This window comes from Brevibacterium sp. UBA7493, from assembly GCF_002479565.1.
GTDB classification, from domain to species: Bacteria; Actinomycetota; Actinomycetes; order Actinomycetales; family Brevibacteriaceae; genus Brevibacterium; species Brevibacterium luteolum.
The window spans coordinates 23,606-43,808 of the sequence record NZ_DLOD01000001.1 but is presented as its reverse complement, the minus strand read 5'-3'; the positions used below and the strand labels follow the sequence as shown (position 1 = coordinate 43,808).

General features: G+C 68.5%; 19 protein-coding genes. 3 read left to right on the top strand and 16 right to left on the bottom strand.

Translation table 11 applies throughout. From position 1 onward, the window contains the following. Positions 1–7 precede the first annotated feature (7 nt). The 6 genes from B4E96_RS00195 to B4E96_RS00170 form a co-directional block, all read right to left on the bottom strand. Complete coding sequence (locus B4E96_RS00195; RefSeq protein WP_259793629.1) at positions 8–1,612, bottom strand: uroporphyrinogen-III synthase; 1,605 nt, start codon at positions 1,610–1,612, stop codon at positions 8–10. Then, positions 1,609–4,110, bottom strand: a complete 2,502-nt coding sequence (gene hemA, locus B4E96_RS00190) for a glutamyl-tRNA reductase (RefSeq protein WP_286955847.1) — start codon at positions 4,108–4,110, stop codon at positions 1,609–1,611. Before hemA ends, B4E96_RS00195 begins: the two co-directional genes overlap by 4 nt. Beyond that, positions 4,107–4,820 carry a redox-sensing transcriptional repressor Rex gene (locus B4E96_RS00185; protein ID WP_286955845.1) on the bottom strand — a complete coding sequence of 238 codons (714 nt, stop codon included), beginning with the start codon at positions 4,818–4,820 and terminating at the stop codon, positions 4,107–4,109. Before B4E96_RS00185 ends, hemA begins: the two co-directional genes overlap by 4 nt. Positions 4,821–4,880: 60 nt before the next feature. Further along, positions 4,881–5,147, bottom strand: coding sequence for a glutaredoxin family protein (locus tag B4E96_RS00180; RefSeq protein ID WP_102161359.1), 267 nt, complete (start codon positions 5,145–5,147; stop codon positions 4,881–4,883). Positions 5,148–5,237: 90 nt separating this feature from the next. Then, positions 5,238–5,336 carry a 30S ribosomal protein bS22 gene (locus B4E96_RS00175; protein ID WP_005504750.1) on the bottom strand — a complete coding sequence of 33 codons (99 nt, stop codon included), beginning with the start codon at positions 5,334–5,336 and terminating at the stop codon, positions 5,238–5,240. A gap of 143 nt (positions 5,337–5,479) precedes the next feature. Next, positions 5,480–6,682 (bottom strand): acetoin utilization protein AcuC, encoded by a 1,203-nt coding sequence (locus B4E96_RS00170; RefSeq protein WP_286955843.1) that lies wholly within the window; start codon positions 6,680–6,682, stop codon positions 5,480–5,482. 112 nt (positions 6,683–6,794) lie between these two features. Between B4E96_RS00170 and B4E96_RS00165 the strand changes: the two genes are divergently transcribed. The 3 genes from B4E96_RS00165 (at position 6,795) to B4E96_RS00155 (ending at position 10,703) form a co-directional block, all read left to right on the top strand. Next, positions 6,795–8,198: a TrkH family potassium uptake protein gene (locus B4E96_RS00165; protein ID WP_286955842.1), complete on the top strand. Its 1,404-nt coding sequence runs from the start codon at positions 6,795–6,797 to the stop codon at positions 8,196–8,198. Next, complete coding sequence (locus B4E96_RS00160) at positions 8,191–8,868, top strand: potassium channel family protein (RefSeq protein ID WP_259793641.1); 678 nt, start codon at positions 8,191–8,193, stop codon at positions 8,866–8,868. Before B4E96_RS00165 ends, B4E96_RS00160 begins: the two co-directional genes overlap by 8 nt. Before the next feature lie 164 nt (positions 8,869–9,032). Next, positions 9,033–10,703: a SulP family inorganic anion transporter gene (locus B4E96_RS00155; RefSeq protein WP_414632652.1), complete on the top strand. Its 1,671-nt coding sequence runs from the start codon at positions 9,033–9,035 to the stop codon at positions 10,701–10,703. Positions 10,704–10,731: 28 nt separating this feature from the next. On the opposite strand, the gene proC is transcribed toward B4E96_RS00155, so the two are convergent. From proC to B4E96_RS00105, 10 genes are all read right to left on the bottom strand, one after another. Beyond that, on the bottom strand, positions 10,732–11,547 hold the full coding sequence (gene proC, locus B4E96_RS00150) for a pyrroline-5-carboxylate reductase (RefSeq protein WP_259874756.1): 816 nt from the start codon (positions 11,545–11,547) through the stop codon (positions 10,732–10,734). A gap of 22 nt (positions 11,548–11,569) precedes the next feature. Further along, positions 11,570–12,499 (bottom strand): sugar phosphate isomerase/epimerase family protein, encoded by a 930-nt coding sequence (locus B4E96_RS00145; RefSeq protein ID WP_286955837.1) that lies wholly within the window; start codon positions 12,497–12,499, stop codon positions 11,570–11,572. Between the two features lie 22 nt (positions 12,500–12,521). Beyond that, on the bottom strand, positions 12,522–13,499 hold the full coding sequence (locus B4E96_RS00140; protein WP_286955836.1) for a Ppx/GppA phosphatase family protein: 978 nt from the start codon (positions 13,497–13,499) through the stop codon (positions 12,522–12,524). A gap of 179 nt (positions 13,500–13,678) precedes the next feature. Beyond that, on the bottom strand, positions 13,679–14,308 hold the full coding sequence (locus tag B4E96_RS00135; protein ID WP_286955835.1) for a hypothetical protein: 630 nt from the start codon (positions 14,306–14,308) through the stop codon (positions 13,679–13,681). 61 nt (positions 14,309–14,369) lie between these two features. Then, positions 14,370–15,293, bottom strand: a complete 924-nt coding sequence (locus tag B4E96_RS00130) for an ABC transporter ATP-binding protein (protein WP_286955834.1) — start codon at positions 15,291–15,293, stop codon at positions 14,370–14,372. Then, positions 15,290–15,664 (bottom strand): GntR family transcriptional regulator, encoded by a 375-nt coding sequence (locus B4E96_RS00125; RefSeq protein WP_286955833.1) that lies wholly within the window; start codon positions 15,662–15,664, stop codon positions 15,290–15,292. Before B4E96_RS00125 ends, B4E96_RS00130 begins: the two co-directional genes overlap by 4 nt. A 126-nt stretch (positions 15,665–15,790) precedes the next feature. After that, the gene (locus B4E96_RS00120) at positions 15,791–16,582 is read right to left on the bottom strand and encodes an enoyl-CoA hydratase/isomerase family protein (RefSeq protein ID WP_175293105.1); all 792 of its coding nucleotides are present in this window, start codon (positions 16,580–16,582) and stop codon (positions 15,791–15,793) included. A gap of 1 nt (position 16,583) precedes the next feature. Continuing rightward, the gene (locus B4E96_RS00115; protein ID WP_286955828.1) at positions 16,584–17,708 is read right to left on the bottom strand and encodes a bifunctional 2-methylcitrate synthase/citrate synthase; all 1,125 of its coding nucleotides are present in this window, start codon (positions 17,706–17,708) and stop codon (positions 16,584–16,586) included. Further along, on the bottom strand, positions 17,705–18,610 hold the full coding sequence (gene prpB, locus B4E96_RS00110; protein ID WP_286955827.1) for a methylisocitrate lyase: 906 nt from the start codon (positions 18,608–18,610) through the stop codon (positions 17,705–17,707). Before prpB ends, B4E96_RS00115 begins: the two co-directional genes overlap by 4 nt. Beyond that, positions 18,610–20,106, bottom strand: coding sequence for an MmgE/PrpD family protein (locus B4E96_RS00105; protein ID WP_259793649.1), 1,497 nt, complete (start codon positions 20,104–20,106; stop codon positions 18,610–18,612). The genes prpB and B4E96_RS00105 overlap by 1 nt, the downstream gene beginning before the upstream one ends. Positions 20,107–20,203: the final 97 nt, after the last annotated feature.

Below are 20,203 nucleotides of genomic sequence, written 5' to 3'. Positions count from 1 at the left end.
TGCATCCTCACTTCTTGCGGCGTGAGCTGCGTCGGCGGGTCTGCGACGGGCGCAGCGGGGTGCGGCCTGCGGCGAGCATCTCCTCGCGGCGGGCGCGGGCGTGCTCGACGAGTCCGGCGACGACGGAGCCGAGGTTGGCTTCGTCTGCCATGACGTCGACGCGCAGGCCGTGGTCTTCGGCGGTCTGTGCCGTCGCCGGGCCGATGCAGGCGACGACGGTGGTGTGGAAGGGCTTGCCGGCGATGCCGACGAGGTTGCGAACGGTCGATGACGAGGTGAAGAGCACTGCGTCGAAGTCGCCGCGCTTGATCGCCTCGCGCACGGGGGCCGGTGGTGGGGCGGCGCGCACGGTGCGGTAGGCGGTGACGTCGTCGACCTCCCAGCCCTCTTCGCGCAGCCCGGTGACGAGCACCTCGCCGGCGATGTCGGCGCGCGGCAGCAGCACCCGGTTCATCGCGTGGTATCCGTCGTCGAAGGGCGGCCAGTCTTCGAGCATGCCGCGGGCGGACTGCTCACCGGAGGGCACGAGGTCGGGGATGACGCCCCATTGCTGCAGGCTGGCAGCGGTCTGGTCGCCGACGGCGGCGACCTTGACTCCGGCCAGGCAGCGGGCGTCGAGGCCGAGGTCCTCGAGCCAGTTGCGCACGACGGTCACAGCGTTGACAGACGTGAAGCCGACCCACTGGTAGTCGCCTTCGACGAGCGCGCGGATCGCCTTCTCCATCTGATTCGGGGTGCGCGGCGGCTGGATCGCGATCGTCGGCACGATCGTGCCCTCGGCACCGTACTCGGCCAGCAGGTCCTGGGTGGCTGAGGCCTGTTCGCGGGTGCGCGGGATGAGCACCTTCCAGCCGAACAGCGGTTTCGTCTCGAACCAGGACAGCTCCTTGCGCATGTCGATGCCCTGGCCCATGAGCATGACGACCCGCTGGTCGGGGCGCGCTTTGGCCAGGTGCGGGCCGGAATCCCCGAGCGTCGTCTCCACGGAGACCTGCTGGAGGGTCGAGACCTCGATCGTAAGCAGGATCGGGGTGTCAGCATCCCAGTCGTCGCCGAGCAGGCTGTCGATGGCCACCGAGACCTCGTCGACGCTGCCGGTGATGACGTGGCCGGTGTTGCGGTGGCGGGCGACGTCGACGTAGGTCTGCGGGCTCGCCTCGATGAAGCGCACCGAGCGCACCCGGCTCGTGGTGATCGGGGTGCCGGTGTAGGCCGACATCGACGAGGTCAGGCCCACGCCGGGCACGATCTCGAAGTCGACACCGTTGCGCTTGCAGCCGGCGGCTTCATCGGTGGTGGTGGAGAACAGCACGCCGTCGTGCGGGACGATGCGCACGACCCGGGTGTGCTCGCGGGCCAGCTGGGCGAGCTTGCGTCCGCGGGTGGTCGCTGCTGCGCCGAGTTCGGCTGAGTCGAGCCGGGTGGCGGTGGCGGGCACGTAGGCGTCGACGATGTCGTCGAGTTCGCCTGCGTCGTAGACGACGAGGGTGGCGCGTTCGAGCAGCTCAGCGCCCTTGTACGTCATGAGGCCCGGGTCGCCGGGTCCGGCGCCGAGGAAGTGGACGATCGGGCGGACGGCGGCCTGCGCCTCGGGACGGGAGTCCTTGCTCATCGGCTCACCTCGCTCACGGACTGCCGGTCGGCTGCCGCGGCGTGCTCGCTGCGCGGGTCGATGTGCTCGCTGGGAGCGTTGGCGCCGGTGACGGTGTCGGGGACGACCCCGAGGATGGTGAGCAGCTCGTCGGCGATCGCACTGCCGAGCTCCTTGGCGATGACCGGGTGGTCCTCCGCGCCCGAGGCGGTGGTGAGGTCGGCGGTGCGGGTCGCCCGCTGCAGGCGGCCGGTGTCGTCTGCCATCACGCCGGTGAGGGTGAGGGCATTGCCGTCGATCTCGGCGAGCGCGCCGATCGGGGCTGAGCAGCCGGCTTCGGCGTGGGCGAGGATCGCGCGTTCGGCCTGCACGGCCAGGGCGGTGTCGGCATCGTGGATGCCTGACAGGGCTGTGCGCAGCTCGGTGTCGAATTCGCCGACATCGGCGTTGGCGGCCCGGCATTCGACGGCCAGGGCGCCCTGTCCGGGGGCTGGGAGCATGACGGCGGCGTCGAGGACGTCGGTGACTTCGGCCAGCCGGCCGATGCGGCGCACGCCGGCTGCGGCGAGGACGACGCCGTCGAGGCGGCCGTCGGTGACGTGCTTGATGCGGGTGTCGACGTTGCCGCGCACGCCGCGGACTTCGATGTCGGGCCGGGCGGCGCGCAGCTGGGCGGCGCGTCTGGGCGATCCGGTGCCGAGCACAGCACCGGCCGGCAGTTCGGCTAAGGTCATGCCGTCGCGGGCGATGAGCACATCGGAGGGGTCGACGCGCGGGGGCACGGCGACGAGGTCGATGCCGGCGGCCGGGGCGGTCGGCAGGTCCTTGAGCGAGTGGACGGCGATGTCGATCTTGCCGGTCAGCAGTGCGGTGCGCACGGCGGAGACGAAGACGCCGGAGCCGCCCATGGCGGCCAGCGGGCTCATATTCACGTCGCCTTCGGTGACGACTTCGACGATCTCAACACGCCAGCCGGTCTGGGCGGCGATCTGCTGGGCGACGGCGGTCGACTGGGAGCGGGCCAGCCGTGAGCGGCGGGTGCCGAGCTTGACGGTGCGGCCGGTGTAGTGGGCCGGTTCGACGACGTCGAGGGTGTGGTCGGCGACCGGGCGCAGCCCGTCGGCTTCGACGTGGTGGTCATCGCGTGCGCTGACCGGTGCGACACCGGGAGCGGTGACCGAGACCTTCGACCGGTCGATGCGCTGGGGCTCTCCTCGGCGGCCGGAGGTGGCACTGAGGTCGAAGAGCTGGGTCAGGGCTGCGGCGTAGTCGACGTCGGAGTCCTGCACGGACAGCTGCTTGACCCGCACGGTCGGGGTGTGGACGAGCTTGTCGGCGGTGCGCTTGAGCGCGGTGCGGATCTCGTCGAGCACCTCGCTGTCGACCTTCGCGCCGATCTTGCGGCTCAGTCGCTCGAACTCGCCGGCCACGGTGGTCTCGGCATGCGAGCGCAGCGCGGTGACGGTCGGGGCGATCGAGCGGGCCTTGTGCTCAGCGCGGTAGGCGGCGAGCTCTGAGCGGATGATGCTGCGGACTTCGGCGACGATCTCGACAACGCCAGACGGGCTGCGCAGATCGGATTCGGCGAACATCTCGGACAGCTCCCCGAGGCCGATGAGCCGGATGTGGGGCAGTTCGCACACGCTCGGGTCGATGTCGTGCGGGAGTGCCAGGTCGACGATGAACTTGTTGGGCTGCTGGTCGAAGTCGGCCTGCATGCCGGCGATGATGTCCTCCCGGCTCAGCACGGTGCCGCGCGAACCGGTGACGGAGACGATGAGGTCGGCATCGGCGATCTCGGCGGTGAGCGTCTCGGCGGTGAGCTCGACAGCACGGCCGCCGACGGGGGCGACGAGCCGTTCGGCCTTCTCCAGGGTCCGGTTCATCACGGTGATGCGGGCAACACCCGCCCGCTGCAGGGTCGCGACGGTCAGTCCGGACATCGCGCCGGCGCCGACGACGAGTGCGCGGGAGCGCTCGAGGCTGCCGATGTGGGCTTCGGCGGAGGTCAGCGCCTTGTCGAGCAGGGACTGGGAGACGGAGTCGAGTTCGGTTTCGGCGTGCGCGCGTTTGCCGACGCGCAGCGCCTGCTGCAGCACGATGCCAAGCTCCTTCGTCAGCTCCCCTGCCTGCTGGGCGTGCACGTAGGCGCTGCGCAGCTGGCCGAGGATCTGGGCTTCGCCGACGGCCATCGAGTCAAGCCCGCAGGCCAGGGTCAGGAGGTGTTCGACGGCCTTGGTGTCGTAGTAGACGTAGACGTGCTCGGACAGGCTCGTCCAGTCCAGGCCGGTGGCGTCGACGAGGGCGGAGCCGATGTCGGCCAGGCCGCCGTGGAAGGCCGAGGCGTCGGCGATGACCTCGAGCCGGTTGCAGGTCGAGAGCACGCAGGCGCCGTCGACGTAGTCACCGGCGCGCACCCCGGAGGCCAATGCCTCGACTCCATCTGAGTCGAGGGCGATGGCATCGAGGACGGACATCGGTGCGGACCGATGTGAGATCCCGAGCACGAGGAATGTCACAGTGCATGCTCCCTAGGACGTGTGTTGCGGAGGTCGGTCGAGTCGATTCCGGCCGGCTGGGCCGGGGCGGTGTAGTGGGCGAGGACCCGCAGCTCGGTGGCGAGGTCAACATGGCGCACGTGCACGTCCTCGGGCACTGTGACCATGGTGGGGGCGAAGTTGAGCAGCCCGGTGATGCCGGCGGCCACAGCGGCGTCGGCCACAGCCTGGGCGGCCGGTGCGGGCACGGCGATGATGAGCATCTCGATGCCGGTCTCGGTGGTGACGGACGCGAGCTGCTCGACCGGCAGGACGGGTGCGCCGCCGACGGTGGTGCCCACCACCTCGGGCGCGGTGTCGAAGACTGCGGTGAGTTCGAAGCCGCTGAAGCGCACGGCGGCGTAGTCGGCGATCGCCGAGCCGAGGCGGCCGGCACCGGCGATGGCGATGCGGCGGGTGCGGTCGAGGCCGAGGAAGCGGCGCACCGCGGCGCCGAGGGCGGCGGTGTCGTAGCCGACGCCGCGGCGGCCGGCGAAGTCGAGGTGGGACAGGTCGCGGCGCAGGATCGCCGAGCCGACGGTGCAGCGTCCGGCGAGCTCTTCGCTGGAGACGGTCTGCTGGCCGGCGGCGGCGAGTTCGTCAAGGGCCTGCAGGTAGCCGGGCATGCGGGCGACGACCGGGGCGGGCACGGAGGACAGTCCGGTGCCGCCGGATTGCGAAGCGGTGCTCACCAACGACCTCACCCCCTGTCTGTGTCACGATGCCGTATGGTGTGTGGCCCGCCGGCGGTCTCAGCCGTGGGCGAGCAGTGTCTCGACGGTGCGCTTGAGCCGGGTCCCGTCGATGCGGTGCTTGGCGTGCTTGCGGCCGTTGAGCAGCACGACGGGGATGTCCCATTCGTGCTGGGCGATAAGGTCGGCGTCGGTTTCGATGTCGACGGTGGTGACCGTGACGTCGCCTGCGGCGATGTGCTCGCCAAGGGTGTCCTCGATGACGTCCATGGCGGTGACGCACAGCCCGCATCCGGGGCGGGTGAGGAACGTCAGCTCGACGCTCATCCGGTCATCCTCCTCGCTGTCGGCCTGCGTGCCGGGGCCTTATCAGCACGAAACCCCGCCGCACGAAACGACGGGGACGCACGCAGCCGCTTACTTCTTGTTGCGGCGCTGGTGGCGGGTCTTGCGCAGAAGCTTCCGGTGCTTCTTCTTCGACATCCGCTTGCGGCGCTTCTTGATGACTGAGCCCATAGATAAATCCTCACGGGTAGGCGATCGGGGCGAACACTGATCGTTCGCCTGTCAGACGTAACCGCTTAATTCTATCGTTGCCTGGAGCTATTCCAAAACTGCGCACTCGAGTCAAGGAGGCCGCCTGCGCGGCGGGTCGGATGTCAGTCGAAGTGGGCGTCGAGGCCGTAGAAGGGGAAGATGTTCTTCCGTGTCGACATGACTGTGCGGTCGAGGTCGGATTCGGGATCGTAGCCGTTGGCCCACGGGTCGAAGGTGCCGTCGTGGCCGTCGGTCATCATATGCGGGGCGGTGATGCGGGTGACGTCCTCGACGTAGGTCCGCCAGCGCTCCGGCAGCGCGGTGGCGGGGTCGATGTCGGCTCCAGCCGCGATCGCGACGAGGTTCGTCCAGGCGCGCGGCACCACTTCGACGAGCGCATATCCGCCGCCGCCGGTGGCCAGCCACTTGCCGTTGGCGTAATCGTCGGCAAGGTCGCGCACCCACTGAGTGGCCACCCGCATCGCGTCGACGCTGAGCCGCAGGTGGGTGAGCGGGTCGGCGGAGTGACCGTCGCAGCCGTGCTGGCTGACGATGACCTGCGGGTCGAATTCGCGGATGACGGCCGGGACGACGGCGTCGAGGGCGCGCAGCCAGTCGTGGTCGTCGGTGCGCGGGGGCAGGGCGATGTTGACCGCTGAGGCGGCGGCGTCGAGTCCGCCGATGTCGTTGGCGAAGCCGGTGCCGGGGAACAGGAAGCGGCCGTTCTCGTGCACGGAGATCGTCATAACCCGCGGGTCGTCCCAGTAGAAGTGCTCGGTGCCGTCACCGTGGTGGGCGTCGAGGTCGATGTAGCAGACCCGCTCATAGCCGTGGTCGAGGAAATGCTGGATGGCGGCGGCGAGGTCGTTGTAGATGCAGAATCCGGCGGCCCTGCCCGGCATCGCATGGTGCATCCCGCCGCAGAAGTTCACCGCCCGCTCATAGCGTCCCGAGGTGATGGCGCGGGCGGCTTCGAGACTGCCTTGGAAGATCCGTCCGGAGGCTTCGTGGATCCTGTCGAAGCGGGGCACGTCATCGGTGCCGACTCCGAAGGTTTGCGCAACATCAGGGGCGATGTCCGTGGTCGTTTCGGCGCGTTTGACTGCGTCGATGAAGTCCTGGGTGTGCAGGGCTGCGAGCGCGTCCTCGTCGACGCCGCCGACGCCGGAGATGTGGATGCGAGGGTGGTCGAAGAGACCGAATTCGGTCGCGAGCTTCGCGGTCAGGTCGAGGCGCAGCGGGTTCATCGGATGGGTCGGTCCGAAGTTGTACTGCGTGAAGGATTCGTCCCAGATGACGAAGACTTCTGTCTCTCGCTTGGCCATGGCCACACTCTACTGGTTCGGTGTGAGCTGCGGAACAGCGCCCCGCCACAGCCGCCATGCGCCTGCCCGCCAGCGCCGCGGCAGCCGCACCGTCCCCGGCTACACTGACGCTGTGGCTCATCAGCGACCGAAGACGACCTTCACCGACCGGGTGTTCCACCCGGGGCGGCGGCTGCGCGACGTCCTCGACGAGGTCGCCGAGGCCTCGCCGGCACGGCTGGCGATCGCCTCGTTCGTCATCGCGATCGCGATCTTCACGGTGCTGCTGTCGCTGCCAGTCGCCCACGCCGACACGTCCGACTACTCGTTCGCCAACAGCCTGTTCGTCGCCGTCTCCACCGTCTGCGTCACCGGCCTGACCCCGGTCGTGACCGAGGAGTACTGGTCGACGTTCGGCCACTGGGTGATGGTCGCGGCGATGCAGGTCGGCGGCCTCGGCATCCTGACACTGGCGTCGCTGCTCGGGATGGCGGTGTCGAAACGGCTGGGCGTGCGTCAGCGGCTCATCGCCGCACAGGCGACGAACACCTTCCAGATCGGCCAGGTCGGCACGCTGCTGCGCGCAGTGCTCATCACGATCTTCACCGTCGAAGCTGTCATCATGGCCCTGCTCACCCCCCGCTTGCTCATCCGCGGCGAGACGCTGGGCGAAGCGCTGTGGCACGGCCTGTTCTATGCCGTGACCTCCTTCAACAACGCCGGGTTCACGCTGCACACCGGGGGCATCGAGTACTTCGCCGACGATCCGTGGATCCTCATGGTGCTCATGGTCTCGATGCTCATCGGCTCGCTCGGCTTCCCGGTGGTGCTCATGGTCGCGATCACGTGGAATCGCCCGCGCGGCTGGGACCTGCACACGAAGCTGACGCTGGCGACCACCGGACTGCTGCTGCTCGTGTCCTTCGTGCTGCTGTACATCTTCGAATCCGGCAACGAGAAGACGATCGGCGGGTTGAGCCTGGGCGACTCGATCACCAACACCCTGTTCATGGCTGCGATGCCGCGGTCTGGGGGCATGGCCTCGATCGACGTCACCGAGATGTACGGCACCAGCCTTCTGCTCATCGACGTCCTCATGTTCATCGGCGGCGGCTCGTCCTCGACCGCCGGCGGCATCAAGGTCACGACGATCGCGGTGCTCGTCCTCGCCGCGCTCGCCGAGGCGCGCGGGCTCAGGGACGTCACCGTCTTCCACCGGCGCATCGACCCGGCAGCGGTGCGCGTGGCGATCTCGATCACGCTCGCCGGCGCCGCTCTCGTCTTCGTCGGCACTCTGCTCATGCTGCACATCACGCGGCTGCCGCTCGACGATGTCATCTTCGATGTCATCTCCGCCTTCGCCACCTGCGGGCTGTCCTCCGGTGTGACGGAGAAGTCCCCTGATGCCGGTCTGTACGTCCTCAGTGCTCTCATGTTCCTCGGCCGGCTCGGTACGATTACCTTGGCGGCCTCGCTGTCCGCCAGACACCAGCAACGTCTGTTCCGCTATCCGGAGGAGAGGCCGATCATTGGCTAAGCAGTCGGGAAAGCCCGCGAACGATGCGATCCTCGTCATCGGCCTCGGCCGCTTCGGCGCTTCGACGGCTGAGAACCTCATCAGGCTCGGCCGCGAGGTGATGGCTGTCGAGCGAAATGCGGAGGTGGTCCAGGAGTGGTCCGGCCGGCTCACCCACGTCGTCGAGGCGGATGCGACGAACATCGAAGCGCTGCGCCAGCTGGGTGTCCAGGACTTCTCGACCGCGGTCGTCGGCATCGGCACCTCAATCGAGGCAAGTGTGCTCTCGACGGCCAATCTCGTCGACCTCGGCATCGACCAGGTGTGGGCGAAGGCGATCTCGAACTCCCACGGCAAGATCCTGCGCCGCATCGGCGCTGAGCATGTGCTGTTCCCCGAATCCGAGGCCGGAGCGCGCGTAGCCCACCTCGTGTCCTCGCAGATGCTCGACTACATCGAGTTCGACGACGGCCACTTCGCCGTCGTCAAGATGCGCCCACCGAAGGAGGTGCAGGGCTTCACGCTCGCCGAATCCGGCATCCGCGACACCTACGGCGTCACCGTCGTCGGCATCAAGAGCCCCGGGCGGGACTTCACCTATGCGGAGCCGTCGTCCCGTGTCGGCAGCCAGGATGTCCTCATCGTCGCCGGTCACGTCGAGCTGCTCGGCCGCTTCGCCGGCCGCCCCTGAACCCCACGCGCCGAGCCCGGCGGTCTCAGCTTTCTGACACTGCCCCCGCCGCGACCGCAGGCATGCTTGGATGAAGATGCTCGGTCCCCAGCGGGCCGCCGCCCCCAGCGGGCTGCTGCCCCAGTAGATCGCTGTGGGTGCCTGTGTCGACTGCCGGAGGTGAAATGGTGCCTGGGCCGCCTGAGCCCAGCCGCTTGCGCGCGCTGCTGCCGCGCGCCTCACTGCTGCCCAATGCCGCCGACTACCGGCGGCTGCCGCAGACGTGGCGGCGGGACCTGCTCGCCGGTCTCACCGTCGGCATCGTCGCGCTGCCGCTGGCGCTGGCATTCGCGATCTCCTCGGGTCTCAGCGCCGAGGCCGGACTCGTCACGGCGATCGTCGCCGGCCTCATCGCCGCGGTCTTCGGTGGTTCGCATGTGCAGGTGTCGGGGCCGACCGGCGCGATGGTCGTCGTGCTCGCCCCGATCGCCGCCGCCCACGGTCCTGCCGCGATCCCGGTCGTCGCCCTCATGGCCGGTGCCCTCGTCGTCCTCGCCGGGCTGCTGCGGCTGGGCCGCAGCGTCGCGTTCATCCCGTTTCCCGTCATCGAGGGCTTCACGCTCGGGATTGCGACGATCATCTTCTTCCAGCAGATCCCGGCTGCCCTCGGCAGTGACACCGGGCAGTCGCGCAACGCCGTCGTCCACGCCGTGCAGGCCGCCGCCGGGGCCAGCTGGCCGCAGCTCGGCTGGACGCTGGGCACCGTGGTCCTCGTCATCGGCATCATGCTGCTGGCCCCGCTCATCCACCCGCAGCTGCCCGGCTCGATCATCGCGATCATCGTTGCCGCGCTGCTCGCCGCCTGGCTCGACGCTCCGCTTGAGCGCATCGGCACCCTGCCCGAGACGCTGCCGCTGCCGCATCTGCCGGCCTTCGATCTGCACCTCATCGCCGCCCTGTCCGGTCCCGCGCTCACGGTCGCAGCACTGGCGGCGATCGAGTCGCTGCTCTCGGCCCGCGTCGCGTCGACACTCAGCCCGGTCGGGCACTACAACGGAGACCGGGAGCTCGTCGGCCAGGGGCTGGCGTCGATCGGCGCCGGGTTCTTCGGCGGCATGCCGGCCACCGGTGCGATCGCGCGCACGGCCGTCAACATCCGCTCCGGTGCGCAGACGCGTCTGGCGGCCGTCGTCCACGCTCTCGTGCTCATCGGTGTGGTGCTCTTCGCCGCCCGCTTCGTCTCCCAGATCCCGCTCGCCGCGCTGGCTGGGGTGCTGCTGCTGACGGCGGTGCGGATGGTGAATGTGCCTGTGGCCGCCGAGGTGTGCCGCGCCTCGCGTGCCGATGCGCTCGTCTTCTGGCTCACCGCGCTCATCACCGTGTCCTTCGATCTCATCATCGCGGTCGGGATCGGCATCGTCGTCACCGCGTTCTTCGCGCTGCGCACCCTGTCGGCGCAGTCGACGACGACGCGGGAGGAGCTGCCGGGCGCGGCGCAGCCCGGCGATGAGCGCATCGCCCTGTTCCGGCTCGACGGGGCGCTGTTCTTCGGTGTCGGCGACCGGCTGCTGACCGAGCTGGCCGATATCGAAGACGTCTCGGTCGTCATCCTCAGGATGTCGCAGATCCGGATGCTCGACTCGACCGGCGCCCGGGTCATCACCGAACTCGTCACCACACTCGAGCGCCGCGGCATCACGGTGCTCGTCAAGGGCATCCAGGCCCGCCATGAGCGGCTTGCCCGCACCGGCGGGCTGTCAGCGGCTCTGCGGCACCCCAATCACCTCTTCGACGACCTCGACGCCGCAGTCGCGCACGCGCGCAGCCACATCGAGCGGGAGGGTCGCGCCGGCTGACCGGCTCGCCGGCTCGGTACTCCTCGGTTCAGTACTCCTCGGCCATCTCGATGGCCCGCTGCCCGGCGGCCTGGGCCGCGCGTGCGACCAGGTCTGCGAATCCGGCGTCGTCGAATGTCGTGATCGCCGCGTGGGTCGTCCCGCCGGTGCTCGTCACCGCCGTGCGCAGCGCCGCAGGGTCCGGGTGCTTGGCCAGCAGCCGTCCAGCGCCCTCGGCGGTGCGCACGACCATGCCGGCGGCGGTCTGCTCATCGAGGCCCATCGCCACACCGGCCTTGACCATCTCCTCAGCGAGCAGGAAGAAGTAGGCGACTCCCGAACCGGAGATTCCGGTCATCGCCGGGATGAGATCTTCGTCTAGGGGCACGACATCACCGGCACCGGACAGCAGCTGACGCAGGGTCTCGACCCTGTCCGGGCTGACCGCGTCAGCTGGGGACAGCGAGATGACCCCGCAGCCGATCTGGCAGGGCGTGTTCGGCATGATCCGCACGACCGCCTCGCGCCCGGAGGCGGCTGCCAGCTGATCGAGGGTGACGCCTGCGGCCATCGACACGAGGATCGCGTCGGCTGCCATCGCAGCACCCACCTCGGCGGCGGTGTCCTTGACCATCCACGGCTTGACGCCGAGGAGAACGCAGTCCGCCTCGGCGGCAGCGCTGCGATTGGCGCCGGGATCGTCGTCAAGGGCCAGGGCGCGGACCCCGTGCTCGCGTTCGAGGCTGCGGGCGCTGTCGGCGGACTTCGTCGTCGCGATGATCTCAGCCGGGTCGCAACCACCGGCGATGACTCCTGCCAGCAGGGCGGTGCCCATGGATCCGGTGCCGATGAATGCCAGTGTCATGAGGTCCTCCTGTCGGTTCGGTTCAATCGCGCAGGCCGAGGTGGCGCTTGGCGAACTCGAGCGATTCGATGAGCATCTCCTCGCGCTTGCGGGAGCTGGTGGTGAAGCGGGTGTTGACCTCGACGATGACATCGCCGGACCAGTTCTCCTTGGCCAAGTACTGCAGCGCCTCGGCGACGGGCATATGGCCGCGACCGGGCACCAGGTGCTCGTCCTTGAGAGATCCGGCGCCGTCGGTCAGGTGGATGTGGCGCAGCTTGGGAAACAGCTCCTTCACCGCTTCGAGTGCGTTCATCCCGGCGGTCGCAGCGTGTGAGAAGTCGAAGGTGACCGCGTCGTAGTCGTAGCCGATCGGGTTCCAGTCGGGCAGGTAGACCTGGACCTCGCGGATGCCGGCCCGCCACGGGTACATGTTCTCCACGGCCAGGGTGATGCCGGTCTCCTCGCTGATCTCACGCACCCCAGTGACGAAGTTGCGGGCGTAGTCGCCCTGCCAGCGGAACGGCGGGTGGAGGACGACTGAGCGGGCGCCGACTTGGGCTGCGATGCGACAGGTGATGCGCAGCTTCTCCCAGTGATCGCTCGTCATCACCCGCGGCATGAACAGCAGGGTCGGGGCGTGCAGCGAGAGAACGGGCAGACCGGTGCGCTGGACTTCAGAGCGGATGAAATCGACGTCCTGGGTCTCGGCTCTGTTGGTGATCATGATCTCGACGCCCTCGTAGCCCAGACGTGCGGCGGTGTCGAAGCAGGTGGTGACCGTCATCGGATAGACCGAGGACGTCGACAGGCCCAGCCGGATCGGGTGGTCGGAGACGTGTCTGACGCCGAACTCGTAGACCGGGACACGTTCGAAGAACTCGCGGTGGCGGCGGGAGTTCGCGCGCGCGGAGTTCGGCGTCGTCAGCGCCTTGCGGAACGTCCGTCGGGGTCGCGATGCTCTCGGTGTCACACCGACCAGTCTAGTACGCGGCCTACAGGTCGAGGGCGAGCGGACGGCCGCGCGGGATGGACACGGACTCCGAGGAGTCGAGCAGGTCGAGCTTGCGCATGATGACGCCCTCGCGCAGCGCCCAGGGGCTGATCTTCATCGATTCGATGCCGAAGATCGTGAAGGCGACATCGGCGACGATCGCGCCGGCGAGCACCTGGCCGGAGCGGGCGACGGAGACGCCGGGCAGCTCGGCGCGTTGCGCTGGGGTGCGTGAGAGGAGCGTGTCGATGATGCCGGGCATGTCCTTGCGCTGCAGCTTGCGCGGCACGTAGATGCCGTCGCCGCTCGGCGCGGCACCGGCGATGCGGGCCAGGGACCGGAAGGTCTTCGACGAGCCGACGATCTTCTCCGGCTTGCCGACGCGGTTGACGTCACCGGCGATCCGGCCGATCTCCTTGCGGGCCAGGTGGCGCAGGGCTGCGATGTCGTCCTCACTGGGCTGGTCGGCTGAGAGGAACCGGCTGTGCATGCGCCCAGCCCCCAGCGGCAGGGAGAGTGCGATGTCGGGGTATTCGTCGGTGCCGGCGGCGATCTCCAGGGAGCCGCCGCCGATGTCGAGGAGCAGGATGTTGCCGGCTGACCAGCCGAACCAGCGGCGGGCGGCGAGGAAGGTGATGCGGGCTTCCTCCTCCCCGCTCATGACGTTGAGGGTGAGCCCGGATTCCCGGTGGATCCGCTCGATCGTCTCATCGCCGTTGGGTGCGCTGCGGATCGCCGAGGTGGCAAACGCGAGGATCTGCTCGGAGCCCTGCTCTTCGGCGATCGTGATCGACTCCTTGCAGAAGTCAACGAGGCGCTGCTGGCCGTACGAGGTGATCGATCCGTCGTCTTTGAGGTGCTCGGCTAGGCGCAGCACCTCTTTGTGCGAGGTGGCCGGCATCGGCGGGGCACCGACGTGGGCATCCACGACGAGGAGGTGGATGCTGTTGGATCCGATATCGAGAACTGCAAGGCGCACGGGTTCATCCTACCGTCACATGGCTCTCCGCTCATCCGGTGCCCGTCGCACAAGGCGACCTGCCCATCTGCGCAGGCGGGTTCCGCCTCGGGCACGGGGCACTGGAGCAGGAACCGGTGCCGCCGGCCGCCCGCTGGCCCGGATGTGAGCGGCGCGGGCGGCCGAGTCGATGCGCATGCTCAGGGCACCGCGCGGCGCAGCGTGAGGTAGGACAAGCCGGCGAGGACGGCGGTCAGCAGCGCAAGCCAGCCGGTCAGCTGCAGGGAGCCGGCGGTGGCGAACCAGGCGATGACCTCACCCCAGGCTTCGCGGCGGGAGATGACGAGCAGCACAGCAGCGAGAGCGAGACCAAGGCTGCCGAGGACGGCGACGAGCACCGTCATCCCCCACCGCTTGAACACGGTCGCACCCCATAAGCCGAGGACGAAGGCCATGAGCGTGAAGACGAAGAAGGTCAGCCTTGCGCTCCACCAGCCCGATTCCCACACCCACGGCAGGTAGGCGACGAAGCCGCCCATGCCGTAGCCGTCGGTGACCTGTTCGATGACGCCCTGGATGACGAGCGCCGTGGCCAGCACGGCGGAGGTGACAGCCGCCGCTGCCAGGCTGCCGAGGTAGAACTCCCAGCGGGCCAGGCCCACCGATTGGGAGAACGGGAAGGTCAGGGTCATCGCCGACACGCCGACGAAGAGGAACGACCACATCGGCGCTTGGCTCGCCCCGCCGTACTTGGGCCCGGATTCGGGGATGATCGCGTAGATGACGAGGGCAGCGCAATGGCGAAGCCGAAGACCATGAGCGGCACCCACAGGAACGGCTGCCGGTTGACGAACTGCAGGCGGATGACATTGACGATGCGCTCGGTCTGGCTCATGACAGTGCTCCTTCCATGCTGGAGGGGGTCAGCTCGGGGCCGGTCGCCGCGGCGGCGGCCGCAGTGCGGTGGACGATCGACTCCTGCAGCCCGACTGGTTCGAGGCGCACGCCGGACTGGGCGGTCAGGTCCGACTCGGACTCGTTGGGGATGCCGTGGAAGACGAGCGCGCCGGCGCTGCCCATGGTCCTGCGCTCGAGTACCCGGGGGCCGCGGGCGAGCCGGTCGAGTGCGGCAGTGGGTCCCGAGGCGCGCGTGACGGCCGAGGTCGCCTCCTCGACGGTCTCGTCCATGATGATGCGGCCGGCATCGATGACGAGGACGCGCTCAATAAGGCTGGCGATCTCATCGATGAGGTGCGAGGACATGAGGATGGTGCGCGGGTGCTCAGCGTAGTCGGCGATAAGGCGGTCGTAGAAGATCTGCCGTGCCACGGCGTCGAGTCCGAGGTAGGGCTCGTCGAAGAAGGTGATCTCGGCGCGTGAGCACAGCCCGATGATGACGCCGACAGCCGAGAGCTGGCCGCGCGAGAGCTTCTTGACCTTCGTTTTGAGAGGCAGCCGGAAGTCGGCGACGAGGCGCTCGGCGAAGTCGTGGTCCCAGCCGGGGTAGAAGAGGCTGGCTGCGCGCAGCGCCTGGGCGGCGGTCATCGATTCGGGGTACTTCTGGTTCTCGCGCACGAAGCACATCCGGCCGAGCACGCGCGGGTTCTCATAGGGGTCCTCGCCGAAGACGCGCACTGTGCCCGAGGTGGCGAAGAGCTGGCTGGTGAGGATCGCCATGGTCGTCGACTCGCCGGCGCCGTTGCGGCCGAGGAAGCCGTAGATGGTGTTCGCCTCCAGATCGAAGCTCACGCCGTCGAGCGCATTGCCTGACGGGTAGGTCTTGACGAGGTCGCGGACGCTGACGACGGGGTTCATGACTGCGCTCCGACTGCTGCGGCGCGGTCCTTGACCATGGCGATGACCTCTCCGGCGTTGAGCCCGATGGTGGCGGCCTCGACCATGAGCGGCTCGACGAAGCGAGCGGCGAAGACTGCGCGGCGCTGAGCGCGCAGCTTCTCGCGGGCGCCGGCGGTGACGAACATGCCGATCCCCCGCCTCTTGGTCAGCAGGCCCTTGTCGGCGAGCATCGTCAGCCCCTTGGCGGCGGTGGCCGGGTTGACGCGGTGGAACGCGGCGAGCTCGTTCGTCGACGGCGCTCGGGACTCCTCTGCCAGTGAGCCGTCGACGATGCTGTTCTCGATGCTCTCGGCGATCTGCAGGAACAGCGCGCGGCCTTCTTCGATCATGGATCTCCTCCTCCTTGGTTACTTACTCAACTAGCAAACCATTCAACGCAGGGAGATGCAAGAACGCCCCCGCACGGATGCGGGGGCGTCAGTGCGCTGGGACGGAAGCACCGCCTCGGGAGCGGGTCAGTCCTGCCAGTCCTGGCGGGTGAAGGAGAAGTCGGGCCGGCGCTTGGCGAAGAACGCCTCCTGCCCCTCGACGATCTCGGTGGCATACGCCTCAGCCAGCCAGGACCCGGCGGAGACATCGGGCACCGCGCCTGAGAGGATCTGCTTGGCTCCGGTCTGCGACAGCGGCGAGCGGCTGGCGATCGTCGCGGCGATCTCGTGCGCTGTGGCGAGCGGATCCTCGCTGACGGTGTGGATGAAGCCGAGGTTGAGCGCCTGGTCGAAGTCGATGATCTCAGCGGTGAGCAGGAAGTACTTCGCCCACGCATCGCCGATGATCGCCGCCAGCCGCTTCGTCGGCCCCGGCGGGTAGACGAGGCCGAGCTTGGCAGCCGTCACCCCGTAGATGGTCCCGGGAGCCGCCACCCGCACATCGCAGGCCGCAGCCAGCTCGGTGCCCCCGCCCACGCAGTTGCCCTCGATCGCGGCGATGGTGGGAATCGAGACCGAGGCCAGTGCCGCCTCGGCGGTGGAGTTCGTCTCCCAGAAGTCCGCCAGCGGCACATCGAGGTCGTGGATGTCGGAGCCTGCTGAGAAGTGCCCGCCGGCGCCGGTGAGGATGAGCACCGAGAGCTCATCGCTGGCGTCGATGGTCGCGAGGATGTCCGGCAGGGCCTGCCACATCTGACGGGACAGGGCGTTGCGCTTCTCGGGCCGATCGAGGACAAGGGTCCCGACTCCACCGGTGATGGTGAAGCCGAAACCCTCGATGCTCTCGATGGACCGGCGCAGCTGGTCCAGCGTGCTCATGTCAGCCGCGGTCAGCCGGGACTTCGCGCTGCTCTTCGCCGTCGTAGGCCGAGAGCGGGCGGATGAGTGCGTTGGACGCCTGCTGCTCCATGATGTGGGCGGTCCAGCCGGTGATGCGGCTCATCACGAAGATCGGCGTGAACTGCTCGGTGTCGAAGCCCATGAGGTGGTAGGCCGGACCTGAGGGGTAGTCGAGGTTCGGGTAGATGCCCTTGCGGCCGACGAAGTCCTCTTCGAAGGCGTTGTAGAGGGCGAGCAGCTCGTCTGCTCCCTTGACCTGGACCATGTCCTCGAAGGCGGCGCGCATGGTGGGCACGCGCGAGTCGCCGTTCTTGTACACGCGGTGGCCGAAGCCCATGATCTTCTGCTTGTTCGCCAGCGCGTTGTCGATCCAGGCCTCCGCCTTGTCAGCGGTGCCGACCTCTTCGAGCATCGCCATGACGGCCTCGTTGGCACCGCCGTGCAGCGGTCCCTTGAGCGCGCCGACGGCACCGGCGACGGCCGAGTACAGGTCCGAGGTCGTCGAGGTGATGACGCGGGCGGTGAACGTCGAGGCGTTGAAGGAGTGCTCGGCGTAGAGAATCATCGAGATGTCGAAGCAGCGCACGACCTCGTCGGCCGGGACCTCGTCGAAGACCATCTTGAAGAAGTTCGCGGCATACGGCAGATCGGTCGTCGGGGCGACCGGGTCGAGGCCGTGCCGGCGACGGTGGTCGATCGCGACGATCGTCGGCAGCTGCGCGTACAGCCGCTCGGCCTTCGCCCGGTTGGCCTCCTCGCCCTCGACGTCTGCCTCCGGGTCGACGGAGCCGAGGTAGGCGACGGCGGTCTGCACGACGTGCATCGGGTGGCAGTCCTTCGGCAGGCCGAGGATGAGGTCGACGAGCTTGTCGTCGACGGCGCGCTGGGAGCGCTCACGGGCGGTGAACTCCTCCAGCTGGGCGGCGCTCGGCAATTCGCCGTTCCAGATGAGGTAGGCGACCTCCTCGAAGGTGCAGTTCGCGGCGAGCTCCTGGACGGGGTAGCCGCGGTAGGTCAGCGAGTTGGTCTCCTGGACGACCTTGGAGACAGCCGTGGTGTCGACGACGACGCCTGCCAGGCCCTTCTTGATGTCGGTCTCGGTCACTGGTGACCCTCCTGTGAGAAGTTGAAGATGTCTGCATCGAAGTCGTTGTACGCACCGTAGTCGATGGTCTCGTACAGGTCGGCACGCGTCTGCATGCCCTCGACGATGCTTTCCTGGGTGCCTTCGGCGCGGATCGTCTCGAGCCCGCGCTTGATGGCTCCCATCGCGATGCGCAGCGTCGTCACCGGGTAGATGACGAGCCGCACGCCGGCGCCGGCGAGCTGCTCGGTGGTGAACAGCTCGCTCTTGCCGAATTCGGTCATGTTCGCCAGGATCGGCACGTCGAGCGCCGAGGCGAAGGTCTCGAATTCCGACAGGTCCCGCATGGCCTCGGGGAAGATGAGATCCGCCCCGGCGTCGGCGTAGGCCTTCGCGCGGTCGATCGCGGCGTCGAGTCCCTCACCGGCGCGGGCGTCGGTGCGGGCGCAGATGACGAAGTTCTCATCCCGGCGGCCCTTGACGGCTGCGGAGATCCGCTTGACCATCTCGGAGGTGCTCACGACCTCCTTGCCGTCGAGGTGGCCGCAGCGCTTGGGGTTGACCTGGTCCTCCAGGTGCATGCCCGCCAGGCCTGCGTCCTCGAACTCCTGGACGGTGCGGGCGACATTCATCGCCTCGCCCCAGCCGGTGTCGGCGTCGATGAAGGTCGGCAGGTTCGTCACCCGGGAGATGTTCCGGCCGTGGGCGACGACCTCGGTCAGCGTCGTGAGCCCGATGTCAGGCAGCCCCTGCGCTGCGGAGAACGCACCGCCGGAGATGTAGACGCCTTCGAAGCCGAGCTGTTCGATGATCTGGGCGTTGATCGGGTTGATCGCGCCCGGGAACTGCACGATCTCGCTGCCGGCGAGCAGTTCGCGGAACCGCTTGCGCCGCTGGGCTGCTGGTGTGGTGGCGCCGAGCATCAGAAGATCCCCTTCGACCCGGTGTGCTCCAGGCCCTCGACGACGAAGGACAGCTCGCGGACCTCATCGGCGGAAAGCTCCGGCAGGCGCTGGACGAGGTCGAGGAAGCGGTCCTGCTCCTCCTCGGCGATGATGCCCTTGGCCAGGGTGCGGAACTTCTCGACGTAGTTCTCGCGCACGAACGGGCGTGCGCCGTTCGGGTGGGCGTCGGCGACGGCGATCTCGTCGACCATCGTCGAGCCGTCCTCGAACTCGATCTCGACGCGGCCGCCGAAGGCCATCTCCTCCGGGTCGGTCGAGTGGTAGCGGCGGGTCCACTCAGGATCCTCGGTGGTCTCGATCTTGTGCCACAGGGCGACGGTCTCCGGGCGGGCGGCGCGCTCGGGAGCGTAGGAGTCCTCGTGGTGCCAGCCCTGGTCCTCCATGGCGACGGCGAAGATGTACATGATCGAGTGGTCCAGCGTCTCGCGGGTGGCCTTCGGGTCCATCTTCTGCGGGTCGTTGGCGCCGGTGCCGATGACGTTGTGGGTGTGGTGCGAGGTGTGGATGACGATCTTCTTGATCTTGGTCAGATCGTCGATCTCCTTGCCCATCTTGCGGGCGAGGTCGATGAGCGCCTGGGCCTGGTACTCAGCCGAGTGCTCCTTGGTGTAGGTGTCGAGGATCGCGCGCTTGGCTTCGCCCTTCTCAGGCAGCGGCACGGTGTAGCGGGCCTCGGGGCCGGAGAGGATCCAGGCGATGAAGCCGTCCTCGCCTTCGTAGATCGGGCTCGGGGCGCCTTCGCCGCGCATCGCGCGGTCGACGGCCTCGACGGCCATCTTGGCGGCGAATGCCGGTGCGTGGGCCTTCCACGAGGAGATCTCGCCCTTGCGGGACTGGCGGGTGGCGGTGGTGACGTGCAGTGCCTGCTGCACGGCCTGGAAGGTCACCTCGGTCGGCAGGTGCAGCATCGCACCGATGCCGGCTGCGGCAGAGGGGCCGAGGTGGGCGACGTGGTCGATCTTGTGCTCGTGCAGGCAGATGCCCTTGACGAGGTCGACCTGGATCTCGTAGCCGGTGGCGATGCCGTTGACGAGGTCCTTGCCGTCGACGCCGAGGTGCTGGGCGACAGCGAGGATGGCCGGGATGTTGTCACCGGGGTGCGAGTAGTCCTTGGCGAGGAAGGTGTCGTGGAAGTCGAGCTCGCGCACGGCCACGCCGTTGGCCCAGGCGGCCCATTCCGGGGAGACGGTGTCATCGAGCGGCTGGCCGAACACGGTGGCGCCGGGCTTGGACTTGTGCGGCAGCGCCTGCTCGCGGGCGTGGGTCGGTGCGTCACGGCGGACCGAGGCGGCGGCGACGGCGGCGTTGTCGATGATGCGGTTGATGACCATGTCGGTCACGTCGGCTTCGACGGCGACGGGATCGGATGCGACTTCTGCGATCTTCCAGGCCAGCTGATCTTCGCGGGGGAGGTTTTCCGAGCTCTTATACGTGCGGACTTCATGGTTGATCATGGAGATTCTCCTTATCTCGACGTCGGCAGCCGAGGTGTCGGCGACGCTGACCGTCAGGGCCCGAGGTGTTCGCGGGCTGCATTCAACTGTATGAGCG

Excerpts from the sequence above, each read along its gene's own strand:
- B4E96_RS00195 (WP_259793629.1), bottom strand. The coding sequence starts at position 1,612 with ATGAGCAAGGACTCCCGTCCCGAGGCGCAGGCCGCCGTCCGCCCGATC.
- B4E96_RS00180 (WP_102161359.1), bottom strand. The coding sequence starts at position 5,147 with ATGAGCGTCGAGCTGACGTTCCTCACCCGCCCCGGATGCGGGCTGTGC.
- B4E96_RS00175 (WP_005504750.1), bottom strand. The coding sequence starts at position 5,336 with ATGGGCTCAGTCATCAAGAAGCGCCGCAAGCGGATGTCGAAGAAGAAG.
- B4E96_RS00170 (WP_286955843.1), bottom strand. The coding sequence starts at position 6,682 with ATGGCCAAGCGAGAGACAGAAGTCTTCGTCATCTGGGACGAATCCTTC.
- B4E96_RS00155 (WP_414632652.1), top strand. The coding sequence starts at position 9,033 with ATGGTGCCTGGGCCGCCTGAGCCCAGCCGCTTGCGCGCGCTGCTGCCG.
- proC (WP_259874756.1), bottom strand. The coding sequence starts at position 11,547 with ATGACACTGGCATTCATCGGCACCGGATCCATGGGCACCGCCCTGCTG.
- B4E96_RS00130 (WP_286955834.1), bottom strand. The coding sequence starts at position 15,293 with ATGAACCCCGTCGTCAGCGTCCGCGACCTCGTCAAGACCTACCCGTCA.
- B4E96_RS00125 (WP_286955833.1), bottom strand. The coding sequence starts at position 15,664 with ATGATCGAAGAAGGCCGCGCGCTGTTCCTGCAGATCGCCGAGAGCATC.
- B4E96_RS00120 (WP_175293105.1), bottom strand. The coding sequence starts at position 16,582 with ATGAGCACGCTGGACCAGCTGCGCCGGTCCATCGAGAGCATCGAGGGT.
- prpB (WP_286955827.1), bottom strand. The coding sequence starts at position 18,610 with ATGCTCGGCGCCACCACACCAGCAGCCCAGCGGCGCAAGCGGTTCCGC.
- B4E96_RS00105 (WP_259793649.1), bottom strand. The coding sequence starts at position 20,106 with ATGATCAACCATGAAGTCCGCACGTATAAGAGCTCGGAAAACCTCCCC.